Source organism: Frankia sp. QA3 (assembly GCF_000262465.1).
Classification (GTDB): domain Bacteria; phylum Actinomycetota; class Actinomycetes; order Frankiales; family Frankiaceae; genus Frankia.
This window is the reverse complement of the sequence record NZ_CM001489.1, coordinates 6,232,930-6,243,256: the sequence shown is the minus strand read 5'-3', so window position 1 is coordinate 6,243,256 and position 10,327 is coordinate 6,232,930. Positions and strand designations below refer to the sequence as shown.

Below are 10,327 nucleotides of genomic sequence, written 5' to 3'. Positions count from 1 at the left end.
CGCGCACCTGCTGTCCGCCCGCCTCGGCCGCGCACGCCCGCGCGGTCCCGGGCGGACCCGGCGGACCTGGCGGACCCGGCGGACCCGGCGCCTGCCCGTCCATCCCCGCCCGCCCCTCGGCTGACCCGCCCCGCGAACCACGACGCCGGGGAGGGCAGCCCGGCCACTCCTAACATGGCCTACATGACACACGCGCTCCTGGACGAGCTGTCCTGGCGTGGACTCATCCACGACAGCACCGATCCCGCCGAGCTACGGGACCACCTCGACAGCGGCGGGCGGCGTTGCTACATCGGTTTCGACCCGACCGCCCCGTCGCTGACCATCGGCAACCTGCTGCCGATCACGCTGCTGATCCGGGCCGCCAGGGCCGGGATCGGTGCCGTAACCCTGTTCGGCGGCGGCACCGGCCTGATCGGCGACCCGTCCGGCAAGTCCGCCGAGCGCACCCTGCTCACCGTCGAGGACGTGCGGGCCAACGTGGCCCGGCACCGCGAGATCATGGAGACGATCTTCGGGCGGGTGCTGGCCGCCGACCAGATCCCGGCCTTCGTCGACAACGGCGACTGGCTGGGCGGGCTCGGCCTGATCGAGTTCCTGCGGGACGTCGGCAAGCACTTCCCCGTCACCGAGATGATCAGACGGGACTCGGTGCGCCGCCGCCTCGACGACCCCGACATCGGCCTGACCTACACCGAGTTCAGCTACTCGCTGCTGCAGGCGTACGACTACCGCCGACTGTGCGAGGACCACGGCGTGACGCTCCAGATGGGGGCGTCGGACCAGTGGGGCAACATCGTCGCCGGGATCGACTACGTGCGCCGGGTGCTGCGCACCCAGGTCCACGGGCTGACCTGCCCGCTGCTGCTGCGCGCGGACGGCACGAAGTTCGGCAAGTCGGAGAAGGGCGCGGTGTGGCTGACGGCCGACCGCACCTCGCCGTACACGCTGTACCAGTTCCTGATCAATCTGTCGGATGACGAGGCGCGACGGTTCGCGCTGTTCTTCTCGCTCACCGACCGCGAGCCGCTGGAGCGGCTGTTCGCCGAGCATGCCGAGACGCCGGGCCGCCGCGCGCTGCAGCGCCATCTCGCCCGGGAGATGACCGCGCTCATGCACGGCCAGCCCGCCGTCGACGCCGCCGAGGCCGCGTCCGCGGCGCTGTTCAGCGGTGATGTGAAGGCGATCGGGGCGGACCTGCTCTCGGACGTGTTCGCCGACGTGCCGACGGTCACCGAGCCGCTGGCCCGGCTCGCGGCCGACGGCGGCTGGCCCGTCGTCGACCTCCTGCTCGCCACCGGCCTGGCCAGCAGCCGCCGCGACGCGCGCGAGCACCTCGGCAACCGCGCCGTGCTGGTCAACGGGGATCGGATCGACGCCGAGGCCACCGTGACCGAGAAGGACCTGCTGCACGGCTCGGTGATCCTCATCCGCCGCGGGCGCCGCGAGTGGCGGGTCGCCCGCTTCACCTGAGCGCCGCACCCCACCCGCCGGCCCCAACCCCGCCCGGCACCGGCACGCCGGGCGGGGTTGGGCGGCCGGGCCGGGACCGGCCGGGCGGTGCCTCGCCTCAGGGGGCGGGCGGCCCGACGAGCAGCCCCTTGATGTAGGCGGCGTGCTCGTCGGCCGCCGCCTTCTTGCCGCGGGCGCGGGAGAGCACCGTGCGCCCGGCGTACCCGGCGACGAGCATCGAGCGCATCACGTTCACCCTCGCCGGGGCGTTGTGCTTGCGCAGATAGCGGACCATGGACGCGCCGCGCATCTGGAGCATCCAGGTCTTGCCCGCGCCGCTGCCGCCGGCACCGTGCGGCACCAGCAGGTCGGTGTGCAGCTTCTGGCGCAGGCCGGCCTCGCGGATCGCCCGGCCGAGCGCCATATCCTCGTTGTAGACGTAGAACGTCTCGTCGAAGCCGCCCAGTTCCAGGAACGTGGAGCGGCGCACGGCCATGCAGGCGCCGGTCAGCCACTCGGGGTTCATCGGCCGGCCGGGGGTCGGGCGCGCGAACAGCGCCGAGGTCGGCGCCACCTTGTGCGCGCCGAGGACGTGCAGCAGCACCCGGCGGGGCGTCGGCTCCCACCCGCCGTTGCCGAGCTCGGGCTTGTCGTCGTGACCCTTCATCGTCGCCGCGCTGGTGACCAGCTCCGGGTCGGCGATGAGGTCGTCGACGAGGACGTCGATGACGTCGACGGTGGGCCGGCTGTCCGGGTTGCCGAGGACGATGTAGTCGTACCTGGACGAGCGGATGCCCATGTTCGCGGCCTTCGCGAAGCCCTTGCCGCCGCCGGAGTCGAGATAGCGGGTGTTCGGCCGGTCCACGAGCAGCTCGTCGACCCGGTCGGCACCGTTGGCGTTGTCGATGACCACCACCGGCATGTCCAGCGGCAGCGTGGCGAACAGCCCTTCGAGCTGTTCCCTGCTGTGGTAGCTGACCAGCACAAGCTCGTACTGCCACGTGGACCGCTTGGGTTGCTCGACCGACACGGCGGCACGCTCCTCACTACGTGTGTTCACGCGAACTTCCGATGTACCGTGCGGCCCGGCTGCCGACGGCGCTGGCCTGCGGTCCTCGGCTCAGCTGCCGGCCGAGGTCAGCTCGCTGGACGAGCTGGACGAGCTCACCGGGTCGGCTCCGTCCAGCGCGTCGGCGCCGGGCGGCGGGGCGACCGGCTGACGATCCGGCTTCGGCCACACGGCCGGGCGGTCCCGGGCCGCGAAGCGGCGCACCCCGCCGAGCGCGACGGCCTGCAGGAAGAAGACCTGTGCGACCAGCCGGCTGGGCCCCGGCGGCGTCCGCCCGGTCATCAGCGCGGCGGTGCTCGCGGCGCCGGCGGCGTTGCCGGCCAGGAACACCCGGGCGGCCCAGCTGTGCCGGGCGGCCGGGACGGCCAGGGCGACGAGGACGACGTGCGCCATCGGCCCGAACGACGAGCGGACCAGCCGGTGCCCCCACAACTGCGGGGTGACCGGCAACGCGCCCGGCACCAGCGCCGCCCGGCGGCGCCAGAGCATGTCCAGGTTGCCGGCGACGATCCGGGTCCGCCGCTCCCACTCACCGGTGTAGTCGGGGGCCGCCGACTCGATCGAGTACGCCTCGGGCTCGTAGACGACCCGCAGCCCGCCTTCGAGGATGTCCAGGGCGAGCCAGGCGTCGTCGACCGCCGTGTCGGCGGGCAGCGGCCGGAACGCCTTCCGGCGGAAGGCCAGCATCTCGCCGACGACGCCGATCGTCGCGCCGGTCGCCGACTCGCAGCGCTTCAGCCACGACTCGAACTTCCAGTAGAAGCCCTGGGCGCCGTCGGGGTCGTCGACCTGCTTCTCCCCCGCGACCGCGCCGATGGTCTCGTCGGTGAAGTGGCGGGCGGCGGCGCGCAGCGCGCCGGGGGCGAGCACCGCGTTGGCGTCGGTGAGCACGACGATCTCGTGGGAGGCGGCGGCGACGCCGCGGTTGACCGCGCGGGCCTTGCCCAGCCGCTCCCCGGACGACAGCACCCGCACGCCGGGCCGGCGCGACGCCTCCGCGGTCTCCGGGTCGTCCGCGACGACGATGACCTCCATCGGCCCGGGATAGTCCGTGCCGGCCAGTTCATCCAGTTTCGTACCGATAACCGCTGATTCCCGGTAGGCGGAGACGACGACACTCAGGCCCGGCCAGATCTCGGGGTCCGGCGGTGTCGTCGGTTCCAGGCCACGGCTGCGCAGTCCGATATAAACCGGATACAGAACGTGACCGTAAACAGTTGCGGCTCCGAGCGCCGCGACGGCGGCTCCTCGACCGATGGTCCGGACACCTGTCATGACAGTAACCGTAGCGTTCCGCCGGAACGCCACGGCGAACGGCTCCACCCCGGTCCGAACACGCGATTGACCCCATGACGCTGCGCGGCCGTGATGTGCGGCCGGACCACGGCGGCGGCGTTGTGCGGCCACAACCACGCGCCGGCTTTCGGCTGACATACGAAACCATCCGGTTTATTCACCCGGGGCGACGCCATCGTGACCAGGCGGCCACGCGTCGGATTCCACGGCGGACGACCGCGCGGACCCTCCCCCATGTGGGTGAACCCGGGTCGTTACAGTGGGACCGGTGAGCGACTCCACGCGCTGGATCGTCGTTGTCGAGGAACCGTTTCTCCCGGCGGACGCCGGCGGCCGGGTGGAGACATTCAGCTTCCTCACCGCGGCCTCCGCGGCCGGTATTCGGATGCAGATCCTGGTTCCCTCGCGGGAGGATCTGGACATCGCCGCGTACGAGGAGGCAGTTCCCGGTTCGGCGGTCATCCGGCTGCCCCGGGACGACAGCCCGCGCGCCCATCTGACGTCGAGGCCGTTCATGCACGCCTCCCGGCCGGTCGGGCCGCTGCGCCGCGCGTTGGAGTCCACACCCCCGCGCGCCGACGCCGTGATCAGTTACAGCTGCCGATCGTCGCATCTCGGCGAGGAGATCGCCCGGATCTGGAAGCTGCCGCACCTTGTGCGCGCGCACAACGTCGACTCGGAGTTCTTCCGGGTGCTGGCCCGCAGCAGCTCTGGCCCCCGGGCCGTGGCCTACGAGCTGGAGTACCACAAGCTACGCCTCGCCGAGCTCGCGATGCACCACTCCCCGCTGGTCACCTGCATCGCGGACATCTCGCTGGAAGACCACGAGTGGCGGCGCACCCGGGCCAGCGTGCCCACGTTCCACCTGCCGCCGTTCCTGCCCGTCGGTGCGCTGCGGGCGGCGGCTTCCGCCGAACCGGCCGCGGCGGCCGGCGCGACCGTGGCCGGCGACCAGCGGCTGATCTTCGTCGGTTCGCTGGACACCCCGACGAACATCGAGGCGCTGCGGTGGTTCCTCGGGGGATGCTGGCCGATGATCCGGGTCCGCCATCCGAAGGCGACCTTCCAGGTGGTGGGACGGCGACCGGAGGACGGCCTGGCCGCGTGGCTCGGCGGTTTCGACGGCGTCGAGCTGCACACCGACGTGCCGAGCGTCGCCGGCTACCTCACCGCGGCGACGCTGTCGGTGAACCCGATGCGCTCCGGCTCCGGTGTGAACATCAAGGCCATCGAGGCGATGGCGACCGGCACCCCGGTGGTCAGCACCCCGACCGGCAGCCGCGGACTGGGTTGGACCGCCGGCACCGACCTGCTGGTCGCCGAGGAGCCGGGCGCCTTCGCCGCCGCCGCGTGCGAGCTGCTGGACAACCCGGTGCGGGCGGTCGAGATCGGCTTCGCCGGCCGGACCTTCGTCCGCCGCGAGCTCGACCACGCGGCGCTGATCGGCCGTATCCAGGAACACCTGAAGCCGTCCTGACCCGCCAGCCCTGCCCACCCCGCGGCGGTTCGCCGGCCCGCGCCGGCCGCCAGCCGCGGGGCTGAGCAGGTGATCAGAAGGTGAGCGTCAGGCTGCGGGCGTCGAACGCCTCGGCGTAGCGGGTCCCGCACTCGACGCCGCGCAGCCGCATGCTGGCCCGCACGATCTCGTCGAAGCCGTCGACCTCCCCCCAGCCGCGCGAGTGCCGCTTGAGATGGTCGAGCTTCGCCCCCACGGTGTCCGCGGGAACGGGGACGTACAGGCTCGGCGCCAGCCGCTCGCCCGGCCCGGCCGGCAGCTCATAGCCGAGGACGAGGGCCTCGCGGAAGACCTGCCAGGCCAGCTCGCCGAGCACCCGGTGGTCACCGCGGGCCTGCGCCGGCGTCGGGGCGAACACGACGTCCGGGCGAACCCGGCGGCCGATCTGGAGCAGGACCTCCTTCACGCCGCTCCACTCCCGCGGCAGGAACCCGGCCCGGACCTCGTGCAGGTGCAACGAGCCGAGGCAGGCCCCGAGCAGCTCCCGGGCGCTGTCCTCGGTCTGCGGACCGCGCTCCCCGTCGCTGGCGAAGACCATCCAGTGCACGGCCGCGTCGGGATGCGCGGTCAGCAGCTGCATGATCGTGGCTCCGGCGCCGATCTCCACATCGTCAGCCTGGGCCCCGAGCGCCACGACACGGTACGGCCGACCGTCCCGCGGCAGCCCGGCCATCAACGCCATCATCCGCCACTCCTCCGTCTCCCTGGCCGCACGACCGATCGACGCCGGCCGCCCGCAGACCCGCGCCGTCCCGCGCGGCCCGGCCACGCGAGCCTCGCGCCGACTGCGCACGCGACGCAGCGGATCGCCGACGTCCCGTCAGGGAACGTCGCGATCAACGGCCGGCGTTCCACCGGTGCCAAGCCAAGGACAGGAAGGTGATCAGAAAGGTGATGTGGACCCGGGCCATCCGGCCCATCGCGAGACGGAAGGGCGGCCACAGCATGACGGGATGACCACAGCATGACGGGATGACCACAGCGTGGTGGAGTGACCGCTGGGCGGGAGGATGGCGCGCGGCGGGAGGCGGGAGGCTCAGAGCAGGGCGTGGTAACGGTTCTGCGTGGGCTCCAGGCCGTCGGTGATCAGCATCTCGACCGAGTCGGCGGCATGCTCCAGCAACAGGGGCAGTTCGCGCCGCTCGGCCGTGCCGAAGTCCCGCAGCACGAAGTCGGCCGGGTCCAGCCGGCCGGGCGGGCGGCCGATGCCGACCCGGACCCGCAGGTAGTCGCGGGTGCCGAGGGCAGAGGAGATCGATCGCAGCCCGTTGTGGCCGTTGTCTCCGCCGCCGCGCTTGAGCCGGACGGCCCCGAACGGGATGTCCAGCTCGTCATGCACGACGATGACCCGAGCCGGGTCGATCTTGTAAAAGGTGCGCACCGCCGAGACGGGCCCACCGGAGAGGTTCATGAAGGACAGCGGACGGGCGAGGACCGCACGCTCGCCAGCGAGGCGGACCTCGGCGACATCCGCCCGGGACCGGTGCGACTTCAGCCGCGACCCGGCCCGCTCGGCGAGCAGATCGACGACCATGAAGCCGGCATTGTGCCGGTTGCCGGCGTAGCCCGGACCCGGATTGCCCAGTCCGACGACGAGCCACGGCCCGTCGTCGGTCGGCATGTTCGTCATCGACAGCTCATCCGCAGATCATCGGCAGGTGAGTCGACGAGGGGGTCGACGGGGAGAGCCGTCCGCCTAGGCGGACGCGCTCGCCGCGCCGGCCTCCTGGGCCACCTCGGCCGTCTCGCCGAGCTCGGCCTCGACCTGGGCGACGGTCCGCTTGGCCAGGCACTGCACGACGACCAGTTCGGGGTCGGCGTCGAGCTCGGTGCCCTCGGGCAGCGGCAGCTGACGGGCGAACACGGCGGTGCCCGCCTCCAGGCCGGTGACGTCCACCTCGATCCCGTCCGGCAGGCGCGACGCGTCGGCCTTCACCGCAATCGAGGTGACCTGCTGGTCGACCAGCGTGTCGGGGTGAGCCTCCCCGACGACCTGCACGGGGATGTCGGCGACGACCTTCTCGCCCCGGTTCACGAGAACCAGGTCGAGATGCTCGAAGCTGCCCCTGATCGGGTGGCGCTGGACGTCCTTCGCGAGCGCGAGCTCGGTGCCGTCCGCGAGCTCGAGCGTCAGCAGGACGTTCGTGCCGGCGTTGGTCTTGAAGGCGTGCATCAGGTCGTGCGCGGGCAGGGCGATGTGGCGCGGCGGCTTGCCGTGACCGTAGAGAACAGCGGGTACCTTGCCGGCGCGGCGGGTGCGACGAGCACCGCCCTTGCCGAACTCGGTGCGCGGCTCCGCGGCGATGCGGACCTCGGACATGGCGACGCTCATCCTTTCGAGAACATGGGATTCCATCGCCGGAGGGCGGGAGAACCACCGCGGCGCGGTCCTTCACAGTACCGGACGCTTCGCGGGAGGGGGACGACCACCCCGATCTGTCAAGACCCCGCGCGCAGGCAAGCCGTGGCAGCGGCACCGGTCGCGGCGGTGCGGGCGGCGTCAGCGGATGGGGAACCGACGCCGGCCGGTGCCGGCGGGTCGGATGTCCACCTGAGCCGGCAGGTCGGGACGGCCGAGCGCGCGCCGGGCCCGTCCCAGCACCGGACCGCACACCTCGCCGAGCACGCCGGGCACGTCGGTGCCCCGGGTCACCCTCACCGCGATCTCAAGCGATGGTTCGCGCCGGCCGCGCAGCTCGGCCCGGGCCCCTTCGACGCCCGCGATCCCGGCCACGTCGTCCACGACGGCGTCGGTCAGCGCGGTCGCCGGCAGGTGCACGTCGCCGAGCGCATCGTGGGTCACGTCCAGCCCGTGGGAGCGATCGGTGCGAAACTGCTGGGCCAACCAGACCAGCGCCAGCAGGGCGATCAGCCCGCAGCCGACCGCGACAACCGGCCAGAACCAACCGTGGTCCGCGGCGAAATCACGGACATTTGGGTCGAGTATCGGCCGGTCTGCCCGGCCGTCCCCGAACACGCCGACCCCGACGAGCAGCGCCACCACGCCGGCCGCGGTGAGCAGCAGGCCCAGGGCGGCCAGGACGACCCGGTTGCGCCGGTCGGTCTGCGGCGAGTGAGGCCCGGGCCCGGTCACGGCGCTTCGCCTCCTCGCCGAGCCGCGGCGCCGACCCGGGAGCCGCCCGGACCGCCGCACCCGCCGGGACCGTCGGACCTGGCCCGACCGTCATCCCCGGCCGGGGGGCCGTCACCTCCGGTCGGGCCATCCCACTCGGCCGGCCCCTCTGGTTCGGGCCCGACCGGACCGCCGGGCCCGGCCCGACCGTCATGTTCGGAGGGCCCGGCGTACCCGCCCGGACCGCCCCGCTCGGCCGGACCGTCATGCCTAGCCGGCCCGTCGCCACCGGCCAGTTTGTGCCGTCGACCGGCCGTCGGCGTGGCCGCCCGGACGATCAGATCGGACGGCTCGACCAACGCGAAGGCGTCGAGCTCCTGGCGCAGCAGGGCGCCCACCCGCTGCGGGGCACCGCCCGCGGTGCGGGGACGCAGGCGCAACCGGACGTCCGCGACCCGCCGGTCCACCCGGACCCGGGCCCGCTCCACCCCGTCGACGGCGAGTGCCGTGGCCCGCAGGTCCCGGGCCAGCCCGCGCCGGTTCACGAACACCCCGGCCCGCGGGCAGTCCCAGCGGGTACGCAGCCGGGCGGGCGTGCCGCGCCGAAGCGAGGTCCCGATCAGCAGCAACCCGACCAGCGCGACGAACCCGGCGGCCAGCAACGCCGGCCCCTCCGACCGGGCGGTGTCGCTCAGGCCGTCCGCCCAGCTCCGCCAGTCGACCAGGACGTGACCACCGCCCGCGGCTGCAGCGATGATCTCGATGACGGCGATGACACCGGCAGCCGCGATCAGCGCGGCGAGCAGCCCGGCGACGATCCGGCGTCCAATCCGCACGATGTCCACCCCCCCACCGAGTCCACCCCTATCCACTACTCGTGCCCAGTTGAGTACGAACAGACACTGCCCCTCCGCCTCCCCGCCTTTCCACAGGGACGAAACGGATACGGAAGCCTGCGGAAAGACATGGGCGTGAGGCCGTGGGCAGCCGTCGGGGATCAGCCGTCCGGTTCGCCGCCGAGGCTCAGGGAGGGCACCTCGATGTCGAGGTGGGCGACCCGCACACCGGCGAGCGCCGCGACCCGCTCCCGCACCTCGCCCCGTACCCGCTCGGCGGTCTCGCCGACGGGGTTCGGGTACCGCACGGAGAACGTCATGGTCAGCCGGGCCGTGCTCCCCTCGACCCGGGCGTCTACCCGGGGTCGGCGGGCATGCCCGCGCCGCCGGGCACCGCCGTGGCGCGAGAGCCGCCGCGGCGGCCCGGTGACCCCGGCCACCTCCGCGGCGGCCATCGCGGCGATCTTCTCCACGACCCGGTCGGCGACGCGGAGCGAACCCGTCCCGGCCGCGCCCCCGCGCCGGGTGCCGGCCGGCTCGGTGGTGTCGTCGGGCCGGGACGGCGTCGTCACCGCCGACTCCGGCGCCGGTCTCCGCCCACGTAGCGGGTGATGTCGAGATCGCCGTCGACCACCTTGCCGACGACCAGCCCGATCGCCCCGAAGACCAGGACGATCAGGAACTCGCTGAACCCGCCGAAGGCGAGGGCGAGCCCGGCGATCAGGCCGGCGATCAGACCGAGTGCTGCTGCTCGCATAATGACGTCCCTTTCCGGTCCACGACCCGTCCAGTCGGGTGGTACGTCCGGCGTGCCCCTCGAACGGGCCAGAAAGGGGCCATGGGCGCGATCGTCACATGCGGTGAGGCGCCGGCAACGTTCCCTGCGGGGGTGTTGCGTCACCGGACCCGAGAACCACGCTGTGCTCTCGGAGCGTCTCGCCGGTGCACCCATCGGACACCGAGCCGATGGGCCCACTGCTCCCCCAGGCCCGGCCATCGCTCCCCCAGGCCCGGCCATCGCTCCCCGAGGCCCGGCCACCGCCGCCGTGCGGCGCCGCACCAGCCCCGGCCGCGGTCCGCCATCC

At 73.2% G+C, this 10,327-nt stretch carries 11 protein-coding genes; 2 read left to right on the top strand and 9 right to left on the bottom strand.

Translation table 11 applies throughout. The features are described 5' to 3' along the window. The first annotated feature begins 183 nt into the window (after window positions 1-183). Window positions 184-1,473: a tyrosine--tRNA ligase gene (gene tyrS / locus FRAQA3DRAFT_RS25600; RefSeq protein WP_035923508.1), complete on the top strand. Its 1,290-nt coding sequence runs from the start codon at window positions 184-186 to the stop codon at window positions 1,471-1,473. Between the two features lie 97 nt (window positions 1,474-1,570). Here tyrS and FRAQA3DRAFT_RS25595 read toward each other — a convergent pair whose 3' ends face one another. Further along, window positions 1,571-2,482: a glycosyltransferase family 2 protein gene (locus FRAQA3DRAFT_RS25595; protein ID WP_009741950.1), complete on the bottom strand. Its 912-nt coding sequence runs from the start codon at window positions 2,480-2,482 to the stop codon at window positions 1,571-1,573. Window positions 2,483-2,572: 90 nt separating this feature from the next. Then, on the bottom strand, window positions 2,573-3,796 hold the full coding sequence (locus FRAQA3DRAFT_RS25590; protein ID WP_035921499.1) for a glycosyltransferase family 2 protein: 1,224 nt from the start codon (window positions 3,794-3,796) through the stop codon (window positions 2,573-2,575). A gap of 289 nt (window positions 3,797-4,085) precedes the next feature. Between FRAQA3DRAFT_RS25590 and FRAQA3DRAFT_RS25585 the strand changes: the two genes are divergently transcribed. Beyond that, window positions 4,086-5,294, top strand: a complete 1,209-nt coding sequence (locus FRAQA3DRAFT_RS25585) for a glycosyltransferase (RefSeq protein ID WP_009741948.1) — start codon at window positions 4,086-4,088, stop codon at window positions 5,292-5,294. A 73-nt stretch (window positions 5,295-5,367) separates the two neighbouring features. Here FRAQA3DRAFT_RS25585 and FRAQA3DRAFT_RS25580 read toward each other — a convergent pair whose 3' ends face one another. The 7 genes from FRAQA3DRAFT_RS25580 to FRAQA3DRAFT_RS25550 form a co-directional block, all read right to left on the bottom strand. Further along, the gene (locus FRAQA3DRAFT_RS25580) at window positions 5,368-6,018 is read right to left on the bottom strand and encodes a PIG-L deacetylase family protein (protein WP_035921498.1); all 651 of its coding nucleotides are present in this window, start codon (window positions 6,016-6,018) and stop codon (window positions 5,368-5,370) included. A 351-nt stretch (window positions 6,019-6,369) separates the two neighbouring features. Further along, window positions 6,370-6,963, bottom strand: coding sequence for an aminoacyl-tRNA hydrolase (pth, locus tag FRAQA3DRAFT_RS25575; RefSeq protein WP_009741946.1), 594 nt, complete (start codon window positions 6,961-6,963; stop codon window positions 6,370-6,372). A 66-nt stretch (window positions 6,964-7,029) separates the two neighbouring features. Beyond that, a complete protein-coding gene (locus tag FRAQA3DRAFT_RS25570; protein ID WP_009741945.1) occupies window positions 7,030-7,653 on the bottom strand; it encodes a 50S ribosomal protein L25/general stress protein Ctc in 624 nt (207 codons plus the stop codon). A 180-nt stretch (window positions 7,654-7,833) separates the two neighbouring features. After that, the gene (locus FRAQA3DRAFT_RS25565) at window positions 7,834-8,427 is read right to left on the bottom strand and encodes an alkaline shock response membrane anchor protein AmaP (protein WP_009741944.1); all 594 of its coding nucleotides are present in this window, start codon (window positions 8,425-8,427) and stop codon (window positions 7,834-7,836) included. Next, complete coding sequence (locus FRAQA3DRAFT_RS25560) at window positions 8,424-9,242, bottom strand: DUF6286 domain-containing protein (RefSeq protein WP_009741943.1); 819 nt, start codon at window positions 9,240-9,242, stop codon at window positions 8,424-8,426. The genes FRAQA3DRAFT_RS25565 and FRAQA3DRAFT_RS25560 overlap by 4 nt, the downstream gene beginning before the upstream one ends. Window positions 9,243-9,403: 161 nt before the next feature. Next, a complete protein-coding gene (locus tag FRAQA3DRAFT_RS25555; RefSeq protein WP_009741942.1) occupies window positions 9,404-9,814 on the bottom strand; it encodes an Asp23/Gls24 family envelope stress response protein in 411 nt (136 codons plus the stop codon). Further along, window positions 9,811-9,999, bottom strand: a complete 189-nt coding sequence (locus FRAQA3DRAFT_RS25550; protein WP_009741941.1) for a DUF2273 domain-containing protein — start codon at window positions 9,997-9,999, stop codon at window positions 9,811-9,813. Before FRAQA3DRAFT_RS25550 ends, FRAQA3DRAFT_RS25555 begins: the two co-directional genes overlap by 4 nt. Window positions 10,000-10,327: the final 328 nt, after the last annotated feature.

What these genes read in the sequence shown, in the direction of transcription:
- tyrS (WP_035923508.1), top strand. Translation starts at nt 184, where the DNA reads ATGACACACGCGCTCCTGGACGAGCTGTCCTGGCGTGGACTCATCCAC.
- FRAQA3DRAFT_RS25570 (WP_009741945.1), bottom strand. Translation starts at nt 7,653, where the DNA reads ATGTCCGAGGTCCGCATCGCCGCGGAGCCGCGCACCGAGTTCGGCAAG.
- FRAQA3DRAFT_RS25550 (WP_009741941.1), bottom strand. Translation starts at nt 9,999, where the DNA reads ATGCGAGCAGCAGCACTCGGTCTGATCGCCGGCCTGATCGCCGGGCTC.
- FRAQA3DRAFT_RS25580 (WP_035921498.1), bottom strand. Translation starts at nt 6,018, where the DNA reads ATGATGGCGTTGATGGCCGGGCTGCCGCGGGACGGTCGGCCGTACCGT.
- FRAQA3DRAFT_RS25590 (WP_035921499.1), bottom strand. Translation starts at nt 3,796, where the DNA reads ATGACAGGTGTCCGGACCATCGGTCGAGGAGCCGCCGTCGCGGCGCTC.
- pth (WP_009741946.1), bottom strand. Translation starts at nt 6,963, where the DNA reads ATGACGAACATGCCGACCGACGACGGGCCGTGGCTCGTCGTCGGACTG.